Origin of the sequence: Pantanalinema sp., from assembly GCA_036704125.1 — a bacterium.
Taxonomy (GTDB): domain Bacteria; phylum Cyanobacteriota; class Sericytochromatia; order S15B-MN24; family UBA4093; genus JAGIBK01.
Genome location: DATNQI010000033.1, coordinates 46,607 through 64,631 on the forward strand (window position 1 = coordinate 46,607; position 18,025 = coordinate 64,631).

Genomic DNA, 18,025 nt, shown 5'->3' on the forward strand with positions numbered 1-18,025 from the left:
TCACAGCCTGAGGAAGGGCCGCAAGCGGCTCAGCTTGCGCTCGCCGATGCCCGGTACCTCGCGGAGCTCGTCGAGGCTGCGGAAGCCCCCCTGCTTTTTGCGGTAGGCGATGATGTCGCCCGCGATGGCCGGGCCGATCCCCGGCAACGCGTCAAGCTCCAAGAGGGTCGCGGTGTTGAGGGCGACGGGGCGCGAAGCCCCGCCGGGAGTCGAGGCCGCGCCGCCTCGGCGTGCGCGCCGAGCCTCGCGCGCCGGCGAGTCGAGAGTGCCCGCGCTCGCCCCGTGCCTTGGCACCCAGAGCGACTCGCCGTCGGCGAGGGCTGCGGCCAGGTTGAGGCCCGCGAGCTCGGCTCCGGGCAACAGGCCGCCTGCCGCCTGGACGGCGTCCGCGCCGCGCGCGCCCTGGCGCAGCTGGTAGACCCCCGGTTGCTTCACCAGCCCCTTGACCTGGACGTGGATGCCGCCCTCGAGCAGCAGGGGCTCCGAGCGGGCGCTCGGAGCGAGGCAGCCGAGCAGAAGGCAAGCGATCGAGAGGGCCTTGCGCATCGCGGATCTCCTTTTTCGATCAATATACTACTGATATTAATTATATCAAAATCATGACCGCCGATCGCCGCCTTTGCTTCCCTTCCCTTGTGGGGGCGCAGGCTTCCGGGATTCCGTGGTAGACTTCTATAAAATTCGACTAAATCCGGATTAATGACGCCCCTTCAAGACAGAGAGGATCATCGCATCATGGCCGAATCGCTCAACCTTCGTCGCCAGGTCATCATCAAGGCGATCGTCACCGACACCTTCAAGCAGCAGGCCTCGGCCGAGCTCCAGGCCGCCCTGCAGAACGTCGACATGAACCTCCAGCAGCTGGAGTTCCAGGGCAAGCGCGCGATCGCCGACCTCGAGAAGAAGAACATCACCCCCGCCGGCCCCATGGTCCAGCAGCAGATCGAGGGCATCAAGCAGCAGATCGAGGGCGAGCGCGGCCAGCTGATGGCGGCCAAGAACGACATGCTCCAGAAGCTCAACATGATCGGCCAGCTCGACATCGGCTCCGAGTTCGTCCAGGCCCAGGTCGACAACTTCGTCGACGTGGCGATCGGCGACAACCTGTACCTCAAGCTCTCCTCGCCCGAGGTCATCGTCAAGGACGGCGTGGTCGTCGAGATCCGCACCCCCGAGATGATGGCGTAATGAGCGAGACTGCCGAACGCTACATATCGGTCGGCCGGATCCTCAAGCCCCACGGCGTTCGCGGCGAGGTCAAGGTCGATCCGATGACCGACGACCCCGCCCGCTTCAAGAAGCTCGGGCGCATCTTTTGCCTGCGCCCGAGCGGCGAGCGCGTCACCCTGCACATCGAGGCGGCGCGCCTCGCCGGGGCCGAGACCGTGCTGGTCAAGTTCCGCGAGTACGCCACCCCCGAGGCGGTCGATGCCCTGCGCGACTCCTTGATCCAGATCCCGCGCAGCGAGGCCCCGCCCCTTCCCAAGGGCAAGGTCTACTACGCGGACGTGATCGGCATGGCCGCGCGCGTCCAGGAGACCGGCGAGGTCCTCGGGACCATCACCGCCATCATCTCGGGGGGCAACGAGCTGCTCGAGATCGCGCGGCCGGACGGCAAGGAGCTGTTGATCCCCTGGGTCGACGCCTTCGTCTCGAAGGTGGACGCCGAGGCGCGCGAGGTCTGGATCACCCCCGTCCCCGGCCTGCTGGAGTCCTGAAGCTTGCGGATCGACATCCTGACCCTGTTCCCCGGCATGTTCACGGGGCCCATGACCGAGAGCATGATCAAGCGCGCCCAGGAGGCGGGCCATCTCGACCTCGGCATCCACGACATGCGCGAGCATTCGACCGACAAGCACCGCATGGCCGATGATCGTCCCTTCGGCGGCGGCGCCGGCATGGTGATCAAGCCGGACATGGTCTTCGCAGCGGTCGAGAGCCTGCCTCGCACCGAGCGCACCCGCATCATCATGACCTGCCCGCAGGGCAAGCGCTTCGAGCAGGCGGACGCGAACGCCCTGGCCACCGAGGAGCACCTCATGTTCCTCTGCGGTCACTACGAGGGCTTCGACGAGCGCGTGCGCGAGCACCTGGTCACCGACGAGTACTCCATCGGCGACTACGTCCTGACCAACGGCGAGCTGCCCGCCATGGTCATGCTCGACGCCATCGTTCGCCTGATCCCCGGGGTGGTGGGCAAGGAGGAATCCACGCGCGAGGATTCGTTCTACACCGGCATCCTCGACTACCCGCACTACACGCGCCCGGTGGATTTCCGGGGGTGGCAGGTCCCCGAGATCCTGCGGGGGGGGAACCACGGGGCTATCCAGCGCTGGCGGCGCGATCAGGCCCTGCTGCGAACCTTCCAGCGGCGCCCCGAGCTGCTGGCCTCGGCGCCCCTGGACCGCAAGGACCTCAAGTTCCTCAAGGAGCAGTGCGGCTGGGAGCCGTAGGGCGTCCGGCAAAACTGTTCCTTCGAGCCGCCCACGGCGGCCAACAGTCGTAACATGCCTGGTTTTGCTGGATGTCCTCGAGTTAGCCAAGCGACTTGGACGGGTAAGATCGGAGTGGTCCGCCCGTCCCCACACGAGCCAGAGGTGCATCTTGTCCCAACTCAACCGCATCCTGACGAACTTCGTCGTCACCGAAGAGGGGATCGCCAAGATCCAGCACTTGCTTGCTGACCTGGTCAAGGACGTGGACGCCGACGCGGCGATGCTGGTCGAGAAGAGCGGCCAGATGATCGCCACCGACGGGGACGTGCAGGGGCTCGACACCACCGCGATCGCGAGCCTGGTGGCCGGCGCCTTCGCCTCGACCCGCGCGGTCGCGCGCCTGATCGGCGAGACCGAGTTCCAGGCCATGTTCCAGCAGGGCGAGAAGGCCTCGATCTTCATGTCCGCCCTGGGCACCAACGACATCCTGGTCGTGATCTTCAACGACGTGAGCAAGACCGGCCTGGTCAAGGTCCAGGCTCAGCAGGCGGCCGTCGCCCTGTCGGCTCAGCTCAGCCAGATGCAGACCGGCAAGTAGCCTTCCTCCTCGGATCCTTCGATTCGATCGTTGCTTGGCCGGAAGTGGTGCTATACTGGGGGCGCCACTGCTGGTTTTGGACCGTTCGTAGGAAGCGAGGACTTGGTTGCGCCCTGGTTTGCCGCCTGAAATTGCCCCCTTGGCATCGGCGCCGCACGACCTTGCGCCCTGGACGCTCGGTACGCGCACCTTCGCGTGGGGCGATCGCACTTACGTGATGGGCATCCTCAACGTGACTCCCGACTCCTTTTCCGACGGCGGCACGCACGGCACCGTGGAGGCGGCACTTTCTCACGCCCGGCGCATGCTCGCCGACGGGGCCGACCTGATCGACGTGGGCGGCGAGTCCACCCGCCCGGGCTCGCTCGCGGTGTCGGCCGAGGAGGAGCGCGAGCGGGTCGTGCCCGTGATCCGCGCGCTTCGCGCCGAGACCGATGCGGCCATCTCGATCGACACCTGCAAGGCCGAGGTGGCGGACGCCGCCCTTTCGGCCGGTGCGCACCTGGTCAACGACATCTCGGGCCTGGAGCAGCCTGCCATGCGTCGTGCGATCGCGCGGCACAAGGCGGCGGGCGTGGCCATGCACATGCAGGGCACCCCCCGGACCATGCAGCAGGCCCCGCGCTACGACGACGTGGTCGCCGAGGTGCGCGCCTACCTCGGAGCCAGGCTGGCTCAGGCTCGGTCCGAGGGCCTGGACCGCGTCGCGGTCGATCCCGGGATCGGCTTCGGCAAGACCCTCGACCAAAATCTCGCCCTGCTGCGTCACCTGCCGGTCTTCCGGATGCTCGGCGCGCCCGTGCTGCTTGGAACCTCTCGCAAGGGGTTCATCGGTCACCTGCTCGACTTGCCCGTTGATCAGCGGGTCGAGGGCACCATGGCCACCGTGGCGCTCGCCGTCCGGGACGGGGTGGACATCGTCCGCGTCCACGACGTTCGCGAGGCCGTGCGGACCGTGCGGGTCGCGGACGCCGTGGTGCGCGGCGCGAAGGGGGGAACCCTTGGATAAGGTCCGGATCAGGGGGATCGAGGCCTACGGCTATCACGGCGTCTACGCGGAGGAGCGCGCCCTCGGGCAGACGCTCGTCGTGGACGTGGAGGTCGGGTGCGAACTGCGCCAGGCGGGTCTCTCCGACGACATTCACGACAGCATCAGCTACGTGGATCTGGTGAAGATGGTCAAGGAGGTCGTCTCCGAGACCCAGTTTCAACTGCTCGAGGCGATCGCCGAGACGATCGCCGCGCGCGTGCTGGACGTCCCGCGCGCCCAGAACGTCGTCGTGCGGGTGGAGAAGCCCCGCGCGCCGATTCCCCATCTGACGGGGACGGTTTCGATCGAAATCGTGCGACAGAAAGGATAAGGACATGGCCACGGTCTACCTCGGGCTCGGATCCAACGTCGGCGATCGCGTCGACTACGTCAAGCGAGCGATTGAACTCCTCGAGAAGCACCCGCTGATCGAGGTGACGAAAGTGTCATCCCTGTACGAGACCGAGCCGCTGGAGTATCCCGACCAGCAGTGGTTCGTCAACGCGGTCGCCGAGATCCAGACCGCGCTGCGCCCCATGCCCCTGCTGGACGCCCTGCAGGGGATCGAGAAGCAGCTCCAGCGCCAGCGCATCATGCGCTGGGGGCCGCGCACCATCGACCTGGACATCCTGCTGTACGGCGACGAGCTGCTCGCCGAGGCGCGGCTCCAGATCCCCCACATCCGCATGCACGATCGGGCCTTCGTCCTGGTTCCCCTGGCCGAGATTGCCCCGGACGCCGTCCATCCGATCCTCGGGCTCGAGATTGCCGAGCTCGCCGAGGGCGTGGACCGGAAGACCGAGGTCCGCGAGCTGGAGATGCAGCAGCAGTAAGCCGAACCCGCCAGAACGCCAGTCGGCCCCGGTGACAATCACCGGGGCCGACTGGCGTTCTGGGCTGAACTCAGGCGAGCGCGTGGCGCTGGGGGTCCGGGAGGAAGGTCTTGACCGTCTCGACCAGCTCGCGTCGGTTGAAGGGCTTGGACAGGTAGCCGTTGCAGCCGGCCTGGAGGGCCTCGCGGCGATCGCTCTCGAAGGCGAGGGCCGTCAGGGCGACGACGGGGATCTCGGAACCGTTCGGATGTTCCTTGATGCGGCGGGTGGCCTCGTGGCCGTTCATGATGGGCATCAGCATGTCCATCAGGATGAGATCCGGCCGCTCGTGCAACGCGACCTCGACGGCGTGCAGGCCGTTTTCCGCGAAGAGCAGGGAGTAACCGTGAGACATGAGCATGAGCTCGACGATCTTGCGCGAGTTCGGATCGTCGTCGACCACAAGAATGCGCTTCATGGCCATGTCCCTTTCTCCACGCGCGGAGGCGGGTCTCGCCTCCCTCGCCGTCCGGTCAGGTCGTCGGGTGAGATACCCCTGCCTGACCCTTTCACGAAAATCATAAGAATTATGAATAATTTTGTCAATAACTTCGCAAACTTTTGTGCAAAGCCACCCTAGCGCACCGTGTTGACTTGATGCTTGCGACCTATGACAACAAGGCTCCACGTCGCGCTGTCATCCTCCTGAGGGCGTCGAACGGCAGCGACGGCCGGGCTTATGGTCGTGTACCCGGTCGTATACAATTGTTAACAAACTAGCGAGGGTTTTTGTGAAGCTTCGTGATGGCGATCACGTGCTCAGGCCTCGGTGGGCACCTCGAACCGGCTGCCCACCTTGATCTCCCGCCAGCCGCGAGCGGCCTCGTCGGCGCTCTGCGCCTTCTTGTTGGGGAGCTGGACCTGCTCGATGCGCAGGACGCCTGAGCCGCAGGCGATCTCCCAGCCCGCGGGGCCGATCGAAAGGACCGTTCCGGGCAGGGCGCCCGCGGGATCGCGATCGCTCACGCTGGCCTTCAGGATCTTCACGATCGCTTCGCCGAGCACGGTCGAGGTGCCGGGCCACGGATGCAGCGCCCGGATCCGCTGGTGAAGGGCCGGGGCTCCCTGGCGCCAGTCCAGCTCGGCCATGGCCTTGGTGAGCATGGGGGCGTAGGTGGCCTGGGCGTTGTCCTGCGGGGTGGGCTTCAGGGTTCCCTCGAACCACGCAGGGAGGGTCTCGACGAGGGTCCGGGCCCCGATCTCCGAGAGGCGCTGGGACAGGGCGTCGGCCGTCTCCTCGGGGGCGATCGGGGTTTGCGCGGTGAGGATCATGGGGCCGGTGTCCAGGCCCTTCTCCATCTGCATGGTGGCGACCCCGGTCTCGGTGTCCCCGTTCAGGATGGCCCACTGGATGGGGGCGGCGCCTCGATAGCGCGGCAAGAGAGAGGCATGCACGTTGATGCAGCCGAAAGGCGGCAGTTCGAGGATCGACTCCGGCAGGATCTGGCCGTAGGCGACCACCACGATCAGGTCGGGGGCAAGGTCCCTGAGCGTGGCGAAGGCCTCCTCGTTTCCGCGCAGGCGCTGCGGCTGGTGGACCGGGATGCCTGCTTCGAGGGCAGCCGCCTTGACCGGCGGCATGGCGATCTGCTTGCCGCGGCCCACGGGGCGGTCGGGCTGGGTGAAGACGGCCTTGACGTCGTAACCGGCCGAGAGGAGGGCCTCGAGCGAGGGGACTGCGAACGCGGGGGTTCCCATGAAGACGATGGACTTGGGCAAGGGGGTGCTCCGTGCGTGGGGGGGGAACGTGGAAAGGCCTTCCGCCGATGACGGAAGGCCGAAAAGTGCTGGGGTCGACCTACTTGCGGGAAGAGATGCCCTTGAGCAGCGAGCGCACCTTGTCGAGGGGGCTCTGACCCGTGTCCTCGCCGGTTTCCGGCTCGCTGTCGGTTTCCCGGGAGCTCTGGTAGCGGCGGTCCAGGATGTCGTCGATCTTCAGGGAGAGGTCTGCGGTGGGGCTCTTGACGAAGGCTTCGCGGCTGTAAGTCGTCTTCATGCTACACCGACACTTCGACTTGTAAGGCGTGGGTCTCCTCGGCGGCGATCTCGACGTGGCGCTTGTAAGCGACGAGCAGGCCCTTGCGCTGGGCGTCGGCTTCGTCTTCGATCACGGTCTCGAGGTGTTGAACGTACTGCATCAGGCTCATCTGGAGCTCCTCTCGGGCAAGTTGCGATTGAGTCCCCTCGCGGAGTCTATCGCCCCGGCCTTCCGGGGACTTGCCTGATTTTCACATTAGTTAAAACAAGCGGCGAGTCGGCCAGGCCCCGGTCTAGCCGAACCGGCGCTTGTAGCCGCGCGCGTAACCCACGTAGGCCTCGGCGGTCATCTCGATGCCCTTGCGCTGGTCGGGGGTGATCTCCTTGATCACCTTGGCCGGCACGCCGACCACCAGCGAGTTGGGCGGGACGATCATGTTCTCGGGCACGACGCACCCGGCGCCCACGATCGAGCCCTTGCCGACGACCGCCCCGTTGAGCACGGTGGCGCGCATGGCGATGAGGCAGTCCTCCTCGATGGTCGCCCCGTGCACGATGGCCCCGTGGCCGAGGCTGACGCGATCGCCGATGGTGCAGGGGTGCTTGGCCCCCACGTGGAGGATGCAGCCATCCTGGACGTTGGCGCCCTTGCCGATGCGGATCGGGGCGATGTCGCCGCGGATGACGCAGTTGAACCAGACGCTCGCGTCTTCCTCGATCTTGACGTCGCCGACCACGGTCGCGTTGGGCGCGATCCAGGCGGTGGCGGCGACCTTGAGGTCGTCGACGAGCTGGAAGTTGCGGGAAATCTCGAGGTCTTCAGTCATGCGACTGATTCTACAACTCGAAGAGGTCGTTGGAAAGGGCCGGGTTGAGCGTCAACGCCGGTACCTGGGCGCGGAACACCACCGAGCCGCCCTCGAAACCCTCGACCTGGCTTGGCATGCGGCTCTGCCTGTCCACCGCGATCCGCACCACGGCGAGATCGGGCAAGAGCGAGCGCTCGCCGGTGGCCTCGATCAGGTCCGCCGCTCGGCCGTTGATCGTCGCGGTGCCCACGTGGCGAAGCGTGGCGCCGGGATCGAGCAGGCCGTTGACCAGGGCGACGAGATCCGTCTGGTCGATCCGGTAGCCGCGCAGCGAGAGCACCTGGGGGTCGTCATAGGCCATGGTCTTCTTGATGAAGCCGACCTTGACCGTGATCTTGCGATCGCCCAGGTACACCATCTTGGCGCCGCGCTTGAGCATGGAGTCGGCCTCGGTGACGTTGGCGCGCAGCTTGCCGGGGCGGCTCCAGTAGAAGTCGGCCTTGCTCCTGCTCTGCTCGCTCCCCTTCTTCTCCCAGAAGGAGACGGCGCCCGAGACGGTGTTGAGGCCGGTCCAGGCGCGCTTGACCTCGGCGACGACCGCGTCGGCCTGGGCGTCGGCCTGGGCGCGGACCCGGGTCGGGCTCTCGAGGTTCAGGCCGGGGACGAGGCCGCAGCCCGTGGTGAAGGTGGCGGCGACCAGGGTCGCGACGGCGATCAGGCGATGAAGCGAGCGCATGGGACCTCCTGCGGGTGAATCGACTTGCAATTTGATTTTAATGGATGCTTAATCTTTCGTAAATCTGCCCCCGCCGCCCCTGGGGCCGATCGCCAGATGAAAGGCGCTCAGGGCGGGTATAAGCAGCCAGTAGCGATCCGCAGGAAGGAGCACCGCCTTGGGGGGACGTCCCGACTTCATGCAGCAGGCCATGCCCAAGACCCCCTTGCCCGGTCTGGCCTGGGAGGCGCTCGCCCCCTTGGGGGTCAAGTCGCTCTACGAGCCCTTCGCGGGCCTCGGGGCGAACCTCTACGCCTTCAAGCGCAACGGGGTCCGGGTCCTCGGCAGCGAGCTGCTCGAGAGCACCACGGGCGCGAGCCGCGCCCTCAACGCGAACAACGCCACGCGCCTGAGCCCCGAGGCGATCGCGCGCTTCTCGGCCGCCACTCCCCCCACCCTCGCCGCCTACCCGCGCTTTTCGCCCTGGGTCGAGCGCCACTTCTTCGACGAGGCCCAGGCCGCCCATCTCGGCTACTGGCGCGAGCAGCTGGAGGCGCTCTCGGGCTACGAGCGCGACCTGGCGCTGGTGGCGGTGGCCTGGATGATCGACAACTGGATCAAGCGCCTCGAGCAGCCGGGCACCCCGAGCGCCAGCCCGAGCGCCCTCTCCCTCTACCTGAAGCGCGCCAACCAGTGGGTCTGGGACAACGGCGCCTCGAACGACGTGCGCCGCGGGGCGCCGATCGCCGTGGCGCCGAGCGTCCAGGCGGATGCCTGCTATCTCTACCTGGAGCCGCCCCTGGTCGCCATCGACCTGCGCTCGTGGCTCCTCGAGGCCTGGTTCCAGGGAGAGCCCGAGGCCGACCTGAGCGCCTTCTACCGCGACAACCCCTTCTACGCGCCGGCCGACGAGTACCGACAGGGGGTCGAGGCCCTCTTCGCGAGCCTCCAGCACATCCCCATCTGGGCGATCCAGTACCGCACCGAGGAGCTTGACGCGCTGTGGGGCGATCACCCGAGCTGGCTTTCGGGCCGCGAGCTGGTGGCCCAGCAGCACCTGGGCATGGGCGAGGGTGCCGAGGGCGAGATGCTGCTGGTGGCGGTTCATTCTTAAGCTTGTCTTTATTCCAGGTAAAGACCTCCTTATCTCGTTAATTGTCCATTAAAAACCGAAAGGCCGCGTTAAGGGGCTTCCATAACAATCGATAGTAGGCCGGTCGCGCAGGGCATAATGCCGACACGGCAAGAGGATTGGAGGTCCATCATGGCAGACAACTTGCGGCTCAACGCCAATCGCCCCGGCACCGGCCGTCTCGGCCCCCTCGCGCCCTCGAACGCACCCGAGCAGGCTGCCGAAGCCCAGCCGGCCGCCGGTGCGAGCGTCGTCAAGAAGGCCAAGACCGACACCCTTCGCCTCAGCTCCGAGGCGGCGGGGGCGACCGGGCCGCTGGACCCCACCAAGCTGAACGACATGGCCAAGGCCGTCGGAGCCGTGCAGGGCGAGCGCCAGCAGGTCTCGGACTTCCAGGCGCGCATCAATTCGATGGTGCCGGGCGGGGTGCGCTTCGAGACCAAGGACGGCGCGAGCTGGACCTCCGGCGAGATGAGGAACCTGCTCGAGGTGGTCGAGGGCATGTCGCCGGGCGATCGCCAGGCGCTCTCGGGCCTCAACTTCGTCCGCACCGGCCAGCTCGACACCGCCGCGGGCGGGGATGCGGCCGTCTCCAAGCACTTCGGCAAGGAGCTGGGTGACGTGGCGGGCCAGAGCGCCATGGCCAGCGCCCAGACGGGCACCAGCGAGTCGACGGGCTTCATGGCCCAGGTCAGGAACTTCGCCCTGCACTCGGCCGAGGTGCTCGAAGGCATCCCCGTCCTACGCTTCATCGGCAAGAGCCTCAAGGCCATGTTCGGCCAGGAAGCCCCCGAGCGCGCCATCGTGCTGGGCAACTCGGGCTCGCTGGTCTCCAAGAACGTCTGGGCGCACGAGATCGGCCACCAGGTGCAGATGGTCAACCGGGGCTGGAACCCCGAGAAGATCGCCGAGTTCGGCAAGCTTTCGGGCTGGACCGAGAACTACGCCGACGGCAAGGCCTACGCCGCCGACGGGGTGGACAACCGCACGGGCGAGAAGCTCCTCTTCGACGAGCAGGTGCTCAAGGCGGCTCGCTCCGACAACTTCGTCTCCAAGTACGCCATGACCAGCCCGACCGAGGACTTCGCCGAGTCCTACCAGGCCTTCCTGAGCGACCCCAAGAAGCTGATGCAGGTCGCCCCAGAGAAGTTCCTGTACATCAACGCCCAGTCCCAGCGCTACGGCGCGAGCGAGGTCAAGGGCTTCGCCCAGCAGGCGGGCCAGGACCTGGAGGCGGTCGCCACCGAGCTGATGCTGAACTCCGGCCTCAAGCAGCAGACCCTCGATGCGATCCTCGGGGTCAACGGCCTGAGCGCCGACAAGGGCGCCCTCGTCTCGGAAGCCGCCTCGCAGCTGGCCTCGGGGGACGCGCTCAGCCAGGCCTGGGCCAAGATCGCCGTCGAGGCCAAGGATCCGGCTTCGGCTTCGCGTCTCCTGTCGAATCCCGAGGCGGCGCTCGGCGACATCTGGGGCAAGCTCGATGCCGATGAGCAGGCTCTCTTCAAGGATGGGGCCTTCATGCAGGCGCGTGTCGCCGAGCTGCAGGGCGGGACGGCCAGCTTCCGCTCGTCGGCGGATGCCACCCAGACCGAGGCGCACCGCCGCGCCATCGGGGATCTGGTGGGGGGCCTGCTGAAGGACCCGGCCTTCGGCCAGGCGCTGGGGGCGAACCCCGCGCAGGCGCTGCAGGCTTCGGGGCTCGGCGCGCGACTCGCTCCCGAGGTCGCCGAGGCCTTTGCCACCAACCCCGAAGCCGCGCGGAAGCTGACCGAAGAGCTGAGCCGCTTGATGGCGAACGCCGGTGCCGAGGAGCGGACCCGCTTCGCTCAGAACCTCGATCGCGCCCTGGTCCAGCTGGGGCCCGAGCACTTCTCGGCCTTCGCGATGGCGCTCAACAACAAGGCGAAGCCCGACCTCGCGGCGTCGATGCTGCGCCAGGTCCTGGAGACCGGGAACGCCGTCTATCAGGGCGGCGGAGATCCCCCGATTGCCTAGGCTCACTCAGGCGCAACGAGCAGTGCTCGACGAAGTAAACCAATGAGCTTTGTGGACCTCCATTCGGAACTGTCGCTTTTTCTCGAAGCCCAGGCTTGTGACGGCACGCTGCAAGCATTGCAGCGTGCCGTCCTCGATAAGGCGCTCGCGTCGCATCGCAGCGCGGGGCACTTTCCGGTTTCGGACATGCCTGGTGCGCTGCTGTCCGCTTTTTCCGCCTCTCCTTCGGACCAACTTGGTCTAGGAGGGGCTTGCGTCCTTTTTTATGCCTTCGCCGATGTCACGGATGATGCGCAAGACAAGGACCTGCAACCTGACCCCTGGCTGAGGTGGGGATGGGAACAGGCGGTCAACACCGGTTTTTCACTCCTGTTTCTCTGTCTACGGTGGATTCGTGAGCGTTGTCCATCGCACGCGGCAGGGATGCTAGCTTCCCTCTTCAGCGAGGCCGGGCTGTCCATGACCCATGGGCAGCACCTGGATCTGATGGGCCAGTCCGTGGATTCGCCGCGCCTTGATCGCTACCTGAAGACGATCGAGTTGAAGTCCGGAGCGTCTTTCGGGGCTTATGCGAGGGCTGCCTCGATGATCGGCGCCCGCGACGAGGACGACTGCAAAGCGTTTTACCAGTTTGGGAAGGCACTTGGCATGATGTTCCAGATGATGAACGATACCCATGAGCTCTGGAGAAATGAGCTGAGCTCCGACTTTCGCAATGGCAGGCTGACGCTGCCGCTCGTCCTTGCACTCGAACAGGGACGCGACGAGGGTCTGATGGAACTCCTGGAAGGTGACCGTACCCTGGAACGGCAACATGACTTGGTGCAATGCCTCGAGGCCAAGGGGATAAGGGCAAATGCGACCATGCGCATCGAGCTGCTCAGGCGAGAGGCGATGCAACTGGCGAGTCGTTTGGGAGTGCGAGACGAGCCGTACTTGAGTTTCCTTCTCGGGATGCCGGCCTTTCCGATAGACCGGGTCATCGCTTAGCAACAAGGCTGTAGAAAGGTTCCATTGTAGTGGCTGCAAAAAGTAGGTTGAGCAAGCATCTGTTGAATCTGCTGGTGCTGATCTCTTTCGTGATCTGGGGCTTGGCGATGGTTACGACCGCCAAGATGATCAATCAACCCTTTCCCGGGTTTCGCTATGAAACGACTCTGACCATCTCTGCGGCGAGCGATCCGAGCTGGAACGGCTCAAAAGCGAAACTGCAGCAGTTTGATCGCCTGCTTGGCGTCGATGGAGCGGTTCTTCGCACCGCGTTCGATCTCGAGCGGTACGTGCAATCCAAGCCGGTAGGAACCGTACTGCGGTATGACATCCTGCGAAACCAGACACGGTTGAATGTTGCCGTCGCCACTCAGGTTTTCAGCTTCAATGACTGGTTCAAGAGCTTCCTGCCGCTCCTCATCGTGGGGCTTCTGCACCTCATCGTGGGCGGCGCGGCCTTCTGGATGAAGTCAGGCAACATCACCGCCCAGGTTCACCTGCTGATGAACGTGGCAACCGCTTGGTTCGCGATCGGTGGCTCGGATTACGATGCTGGGCACCTTCTGGGGCGGTTTTACGTGGCGGCGCTCGCTTTGATGGGTAGCGCGTATCTACACCTTGGAATGGTATTCCCTAACCCGCCCCATTGGCTCAAGAGGCGCCCCTGGTTGAATCTGTTGCCCTACGCGCCTTCGTTGCTGTTGCTCGCTTTCTGGCAATTCATTTTTCGGCCGGTTGGCCATTTCGAAAATCCAAAGGGCCTCGATCTCCACATGGGGCTGCAGGATGTGGCCTTCGTGTGGATCTTGCTCGGAGTGCTTTGCTTGGTCGGAAGTATTCTCTTCCGTCTGGTTCGTAGCAAGAGCATTCGTGAGCGGCAGCAAGTCAAGGTCTCCTTGCTTGGCGCTGCTCTTGCGTATTTGCCTGGGACGGTTCTCTGGATCGTTCCATATCTGGCGAACAACAACATCGTCGATCAGTCGGGACTTCTCGTAAATCTTTCTTTTGCCTGCTTCGTTTTCTTCCCGCTGTCCGTCGCCTACGCCATCGTCCGTCACAAGATGTTCGACATCGACTTGGTCATCAAGCGAACCCTGGTCTATGCGGTGGTGGTGGCGGCCCTTTCAAGTGTCTACTTCGTCACGATTGCCGCGATTCGCTGGGCCATCGAGCACCTGATGGGATCGGGCGGCAACACGACAGGCAATATCCTTGCGACCGCCTTCGTGGCGCTCGCCTTCGTGCCGGTTCGCAACCGAACGCATGCGATTATCGATCGCCTCTTCTATCGCAACCGCTACGACTTCCGCTCGGTGCTCAGCGACTACACCCGCTTCACCAAGGAGAACCCCGAGCTCGACGCGGTGCTCGACAAGTTCGTCGAGGTGGTGGACCAGACGGTTCACCCGCGCCACATGTCGATCATGATCCGGGACCCCAAGTCGAAGAACCTGAACGTCTACAAGACGAGCGGCCTCTCGATCTTCCCCGAGGGCTTCGCGATCCCTGCCGATGCTCCCGAGATCGGCGAGCTGTCCAAGGCCCGGCGGACCGGCCTCAAACCTTCCAAGGCGACCACCCGCCAGCTCTCGCACATGGACGCCTTGGGCATCGCCTTCTGCGTGCCGCTCGAGATCCGCGGCGAGATCCTGGGGATGGTCAACGTGGGCCAGAAGCTCTCGGAGCTTGAGTACAGCGCCGAGGACCAGGGGCTGCTCATGAACATGGGCCAGCAGCTGGCGAGCGTCATCCGCATCCACGAGATGACCAAGGCCGAGGTCAACCGCGCCCGGCTCGATGCCGAACTCGAGACCGCGCGCCACATCCAGGCCTCGCTGCTTCCGGCCGCGGCCCCCGCGCCGGCGGGGCTCGAGGTCATGGGCTCGTCGGAGTCGGCCTACGAGTTCGGCGGCGACTACTACGATCTCGTCACCCTCCACGACGGCCAGCTGCGCGTGGTGGTCGGCGACGTGGCCGGCAAGGGCGTGCAGGCGGCGATGGTCATGGCCATGGCCAAGAGCTGCTTCTTCAACCAGGTGAGGGTCGATCCCGACCTGCCGACCGTGATGAAGGCCATCAACCAGATGATCGTCGAGACCATCGACGACAAGAAGCACCGCAAGACCACCCTCATCTACGGGGCCATCGACCCCGAGGCCAAGGTGCTGCGCTACAGTTGCGCGGGCCACCAGCCGCCCCACTACTACAGCGCCGAATCCGGCAGGGTCGAGGAGCTGCCGATCCCGGGATCCTTCCCCTTCGGCGCCTCGAGGATCGCCAAGTACCAGGAGATCGAGGTCCAGCTCCACTCGGGCGACGTGCTCGTCTTCTACACCGACGGCGTGACCGAGGCCGAGAACCCCGACCACGAGATGTTCTACCGCATCGAGGAGGGGCCGGACGGCGAGGATGTCGAGTATGACCGCCTCAAGGAGGTGCTCGAGGCGCACCACGACGCGAGCGCCCACGAGATCCACCGCCAGATCCTCAAGGCGGTGAGCGCCTGGGTCGATGGCGGCCCGCAGGGTGACGACATCACCCTGGTGGTGGTCAAGGTCGCGTAGCGCGTCACGACGAACCCCCGGCCATCGGCCGGGGGTTCGTCGTGCTTGGTGCTGGCGCTCTAGTGGACCTGGCGCACCACGCCGATCACGCGGCCCTGGACCTGGACGCGGTCGACGAAGATGGGCGCCATGGTGGCGTTGGCCGGCTGGAGGCGGAAGCCGCCCTTCTCCTTGTAGATGCGCTTGAGGGTGGCTTCGCCGCTCTCGAGCAGCGCCACGACGATCTCGCCGTCCCGGGCCGAGGCCTGGGGCTTCACGATGACCATGTCCCCCGGCATGATGTGGTCCTCGATCATGCTCTCGCCCGTGACCTCGAGCGCGAAGTTGCCGGTCGAGGCCCACATCCCCTTGAGGTCCAGGGTCTCGGTGGCGTCCTCGATGGCCTCGATGGGCGAGCCCGCGGCGATGCGGCCGGCGATGGGCAGGCGCGCGGTCTCGGCCGCGTCCTCGCGCGTCGGCGTGGCCACCATCGCCGGAGCGCCCATGTCCATGACCTGGATGGCGCGGTTCTTGCCCTTGTCCCAGCGGATCAGGCCGCGCTCGGCCAGGCCCGTCAGGTGGTAGTGGATGGTCGAGGTCGAGTGCACGCCGAGCGCCTCGACGATCTCGCGGATCGAGGGGACGTAGCCCCGCTCGGTGATGGAGCGACGCAGGAAGTCGAGGACCTCCTGCTGGCGCTTCGGCAGCTTGGTGTCGGACATGTCGCCCTCCGCGGAAGTTGAAACAAAGGTTCGAGAACTCCAATCTAGAAAAGAAGCGATCGCTTGTCAAGGAGCGGTCGAACGTTAAGGATATTTCAACCCGAGCTTGTCTTCCCTCTTGTCACCTCCGAAGCCGATCGTTTACACTGAGGCTGTTAGCACTCCTTCGATGTGAGTGCTAAGCCCTTCTAATCCAATCGTTCACCTTACGAGGAGGTTCACAACCATGGCCACTGCTACCGCGCAGCAGATCCGTCCTCTCGGCGATCGCATCGTCGTGAAGGTCGTCAAGGAAGAGAAGACGGCCGGCGGCATCGTCCTGCCCGACACCGCCCAGGAGAAGCCCCAGATCGGCGAAGTCGTCGCCGTGGGCTCCGGGCGTTTGCTCGACAACGGTGAGCGCGCCAAGATGGAAGTCGCCAAGGGCAACAAGGTGCTGTTCGCGAAGTACGCCGGCACCGAGGTCAAGCTCGAGGGCGAGACCTATCTCCTGATCAGCGAGAAGGACATCCTCGGCATCGTCGAGTAGTCCCCTTCCGGAAGTCTCATTCGTCAGCACCGATTCATCCTTTCAACCTAGAGGAGATTCAACCGATATGGCCAAGCAGATTCTGTTCGACGAGCAGGCCCGCCGCGCGCTCGAGCGCGGCGTCAACGCCGTCGCCGACGCCGTCAAGGTGACCCTCGGCCCCAAGGGCCGCAACGTCGTGCTCGAGAAGAAGTTCGGCGCGCCCCAGATCATCAACGACGGCGTGACCATCGCCAAGGAGATCGAGCTCGAGGATCCCGTCGAGAACACCGGCGCCCAGCTCGTCAAGGAAGTCGCCACCAAGACCAATGACCTGGCCGGTGACGGCACCACCACCTCGACCGTCCTCGCCCAGGCGATGATCCGCGAAGGCCTCAAGAACGTGGCCGCCGGCGCCAACGGCATCATGGTCCGCAACGGCATCCACAAGGCCGTCGAGGTCGCCACCTCCGAGATCAAGAAGCTCGCCAAGCCCGTCGAGAACAAGTCGGCGATCACCCAGGTCGCGACCATCTCGGCCCAGGACGAGGAGATCGGCAACCTGATCGCCGAGGCCATGGAAAAAGTCGGCAAGGATGGCGTCATCACCGTCGAGGAGTCCAAGACGACCGGCACCACCCTCGAGACCGTCGAGGGCATGCAGTTCGACAAGGGCTACCTGTCGGCCTATCTCGTCACCGACGCCGATCGCATGGAGGCCGTCATGGACGAGCCCTTCATCCTGATCACCGACAAGAAGGTGACCGTCGTCGCCGACCTGATCCCCATGCTCGAGAAGGTCGCCCGCGCCGGCCGTCCCCTGGTCATCATCGCCGAGGACGTCGAGGGTGAGGCCCTGTCGACGCTCGTCGTCAACAAGCTCCGCGGCATCCTGAGCGCGGTCGCCGTCAAGGCCCCCGGCTTCGGCGATCGCCGCAAGGCCATGCTCGAGGACATCGCCATCCTCACCGGCGGCACCGTCATCAGCGAGGACGTGGGCCTCAAGCTCGAGAACGTCACCGTCGAGATGCTCGGCAAGGCCCGCCAGGTCCGCGTCAGCCGCGACAAGACCACCATCGTCTCGTTCAAGGACGAGGCGACCGCTCAGAAGGTCGAAGCCCGCGTCGCCCAGATCCGCAAGCAGATCGAGGAGACCGAGAGCGAGTTCGACAAGGAGAAGCTGCAGGAGCGCCTCGCGAAGCTCGCGGGTGGCGTTGCGGTGATCCAGGTCGGCGCCGCGACCGAGACCGAGCTCAAGGATCGCAAGCTCCGCATCGAGGACGCGCTCGCCGCGACCAAGGCTGCGGTCGAAGAGGGCATCGTCGCCGGCGGCGGCACCACCCTCGTCCACCTCACCAAGCCCCTCCAGGATCTCATGAGCAAGGTGTCGGGCGATGAGCGCACCGGCGTCGAGATCGTGATGCGTGCCCTCGAGGCCCCCCTGCGCCAGATCGCCGACAACGCCGGCATCGAGGGCGCCGTGGTCGCCGACCAGGTCAAGAACCACAAGGACGGCTTCGGCTACAACGCCATGACCGGCGAGTACGTCGACATGATCAAGGCCGGTATCGTCGATCCCGCCAAGGTCACCCGCTCGGCCCTCGAGAACGCGGCTTCCATCGCTTCGATGCTCCTCACCACCGAGGCGCTCGTCGTCGACAAGCCCGAGAAGAAGGGCGGCATGCCCGCGATGCCCGAT

23 protein-coding genes are annotated in these 18,025 nt (G+C 65.5%); 13 read left to right on the top strand and 10 right to left on the bottom strand.

The genetic code is table 11. The annotated features are described in order from the left end of the window. Positions 1–546: a ComEA family DNA-binding protein gene (locus V6D00_05080; GenBank protein ID HEY9898535.1), complete on the bottom strand. Its 546-nt coding sequence runs from the start codon at positions 544–546 to the stop codon at positions 1–3. A 189-nt stretch (positions 547–735) separates the two neighbouring features. Here V6D00_05080 and V6D00_05085 point away from each other — a divergent pair, with 189 nt between their 5' ends. From V6D00_05085 to folK, 7 genes are all read left to right on the top strand, one after another. Next, positions 736–1,188, top strand: a complete 453-nt coding sequence (locus tag V6D00_05085; protein ID HEY9898536.1) for a YlqD family protein — start codon at positions 736–738, stop codon at positions 1,186–1,188. Then, positions 1,188–1,718, top strand: a complete 531-nt coding sequence (gene rimM / locus V6D00_05090) for a ribosome maturation factor RimM (protein ID HEY9898537.1) — start codon at positions 1,188–1,190, stop codon at positions 1,716–1,718. Before V6D00_05085 ends, rimM begins: the two co-directional genes overlap by 1 nt. A gap of 3 nt (positions 1,719–1,721) precedes the next feature. Continuing rightward, positions 1,722–2,453 carry a tRNA (guanosine(37)-N1)-methyltransferase TrmD gene (gene trmD, locus V6D00_05095; GenBank protein ID HEY9898538.1) on the top strand — a complete coding sequence of 244 codons (732 nt, stop codon included), beginning with the start codon at positions 1,722–1,724 and terminating at the stop codon, positions 2,451–2,453. A 151-nt stretch (positions 2,454–2,604) separates the two neighbouring features. Next, entirely contained in the window at positions 2,605–3,033 is a 429-nt protein-coding gene (locus tag V6D00_05100; GenBank protein HEY9898539.1) for a roadblock/LC7 domain-containing protein, read from the top strand. A gap of 139 nt (positions 3,034–3,172) precedes the next feature. Then, positions 3,173–4,042 carry a dihydropteroate synthase gene (gene folP / locus V6D00_05105; GenBank protein HEY9898540.1) on the top strand — a complete coding sequence of 290 codons (870 nt, stop codon included), beginning with the start codon at positions 3,173–3,175 and terminating at the stop codon, positions 4,040–4,042. Beyond that, a complete protein-coding gene (gene folB, locus V6D00_05110; GenBank protein HEY9898541.1) occupies positions 4,035–4,394 on the top strand; it encodes a dihydroneopterin aldolase in 360 nt (119 codons plus the stop codon). The genes folP and folB overlap by 8 nt, the downstream gene beginning before the upstream one ends. 4 nt (positions 4,395–4,398) lie before the next feature. Beyond that, positions 4,399–4,896 (top strand): 2-amino-4-hydroxy-6-hydroxymethyldihydropteridine diphosphokinase, encoded by a 498-nt coding sequence (gene folK / locus V6D00_05115; protein HEY9898542.1) that lies wholly within the window; start codon positions 4,399–4,401, stop codon positions 4,894–4,896. Between the two features lie 70 nt (positions 4,897–4,966). Here folK and V6D00_05120 read toward each other — a convergent pair whose 3' ends face one another. The 6 genes from V6D00_05120 to V6D00_05145 form a co-directional block, all read right to left on the bottom strand. After that, positions 4,967–5,353: a response regulator gene (locus tag V6D00_05120; protein HEY9898543.1), complete on the bottom strand. Its 387-nt coding sequence runs from the start codon at positions 5,351–5,353 to the stop codon at positions 4,967–4,969. Positions 5,354–5,694: 341 nt separating this feature from the next. Beyond that, positions 5,695–6,654 (bottom strand): methionyl-tRNA formyltransferase, encoded by a 960-nt coding sequence (fmt, locus tag V6D00_05125; GenBank protein ID HEY9898544.1) that lies wholly within the window; start codon positions 6,652–6,654, stop codon positions 5,695–5,697. Between the two features lie 79 nt (positions 6,655–6,733). Continuing rightward, complete coding sequence (locus V6D00_05130) at positions 6,734–6,931, bottom strand: hypothetical protein (GenBank protein HEY9898545.1); 198 nt, start codon at positions 6,929–6,931, stop codon at positions 6,734–6,736. Between the two features lies 1 nt (position 6,932). Then, the gene (locus V6D00_05135) at positions 6,933–7,082 is read right to left on the bottom strand and encodes a hypothetical protein (protein ID HEY9898546.1); all 150 of its coding nucleotides are present in this window, start codon (positions 7,080–7,082) and stop codon (positions 6,933–6,935) included. A gap of 123 nt (positions 7,083–7,205) precedes the next feature. Beyond that, entirely contained in the window at positions 7,206–7,739 is a 534-nt protein-coding gene (locus tag V6D00_05140) for a gamma carbonic anhydrase family protein (GenBank protein ID HEY9898547.1), read from the bottom strand. A gap of 10 nt (positions 7,740–7,749) precedes the next feature. Then, a complete protein-coding gene (locus V6D00_05145; GenBank protein HEY9898548.1) occupies positions 7,750–8,457 on the bottom strand; it encodes a hypothetical protein in 708 nt (235 codons plus the stop codon). A 157-nt stretch (positions 8,458–8,614) separates the two neighbouring features. Between V6D00_05145 and V6D00_05150 the strand changes: the two genes are divergently transcribed. The 3 genes from V6D00_05150 to V6D00_05160 all read left to right on the top strand — a co-directional run bounded on the left by V6D00_05150 (position 8,615) and on the right by V6D00_05160 (position 12,553). Then, the gene (locus tag V6D00_05150) at positions 8,615–9,550 is read left to right on the top strand and encodes a hypothetical protein (protein HEY9898549.1); all 936 of its coding nucleotides are present in this window, start codon (positions 8,615–8,617) and stop codon (positions 9,548–9,550) included. Between the two features lie 150 nt (positions 9,551–9,700). Continuing rightward, on the top strand, positions 9,701–11,563 hold the full coding sequence (locus V6D00_05155) for a hypothetical protein (GenBank protein HEY9898550.1): 1,863 nt from the start codon (positions 9,701–9,703) through the stop codon (positions 11,561–11,563). 42 nt (positions 11,564–11,605) lie between these two features. Further along, positions 11,606–12,553 carry a polyprenyl synthetase family protein gene (locus tag V6D00_05160; GenBank protein ID HEY9898551.1) on the top strand — a complete coding sequence of 316 codons (948 nt, stop codon included), beginning with the start codon at positions 11,606–11,608 and terminating at the stop codon, positions 12,551–12,553. 206 nt (positions 12,554–12,759) lie between these two features. Here the strand turns inward: V6D00_05160 and V6D00_05165 are convergent, their stop codons facing one another. Both V6D00_05165 and V6D00_05170 read right to left on the bottom strand, forming a co-directional pair. Then, positions 12,760–12,990 carry a hypothetical protein gene (locus V6D00_05165; protein HEY9898552.1) on the bottom strand — a complete coding sequence of 77 codons (231 nt, stop codon included), beginning with the start codon at positions 12,988–12,990 and terminating at the stop codon, positions 12,760–12,762. A gap of 174 nt (positions 12,991–13,164) precedes the next feature. Next, on the bottom strand, positions 13,165–13,611 hold the full coding sequence (locus V6D00_05170) for a hypothetical protein (protein ID HEY9898553.1): 447 nt from the start codon (positions 13,609–13,611) through the stop codon (positions 13,165–13,167). Between the two features lie 3 nt (positions 13,612–13,614). Here V6D00_05170 and V6D00_05175 point away from each other — a divergent pair, with 3 nt between their 5' ends. Beyond that, positions 13,615–15,117 carry a SpoIIE family protein phosphatase gene (locus V6D00_05175; protein ID HEY9898554.1) on the top strand — a complete coding sequence of 501 codons (1,503 nt, stop codon included), beginning with the start codon at positions 13,615–13,617 and terminating at the stop codon, positions 15,115–15,117. 59 nt (positions 15,118–15,176) lie between these two features. Here the strand turns inward: V6D00_05175 and lexA are convergent, their stop codons facing one another. Further along, positions 15,177–15,818 (bottom strand): transcriptional repressor LexA, encoded by a 642-nt coding sequence (gene lexA, locus V6D00_05180; GenBank protein ID HEY9898555.1) that lies wholly within the window; start codon positions 15,816–15,818, stop codon positions 15,177–15,179. Positions 15,819–16,044: 226 nt separating this feature from the next. On the opposite strand from lexA, the gene groES reads away from it, so the two are divergent. Next, the gene (gene groES / locus V6D00_05185) at positions 16,045–16,347 is read left to right on the top strand and encodes a co-chaperone GroES (GenBank protein ID HEY9898556.1); all 303 of its coding nucleotides are present in this window, start codon (positions 16,045–16,047) and stop codon (positions 16,345–16,347) included. Between the two features lie 67 nt (positions 16,348–16,414). Beyond that, positions 16,415–18,025: chaperonin GroEL (gene groL, locus V6D00_05190; protein HEY9898557.1), on the top strand; the 1,611-nt coding region annotated here is incomplete at its 3' end.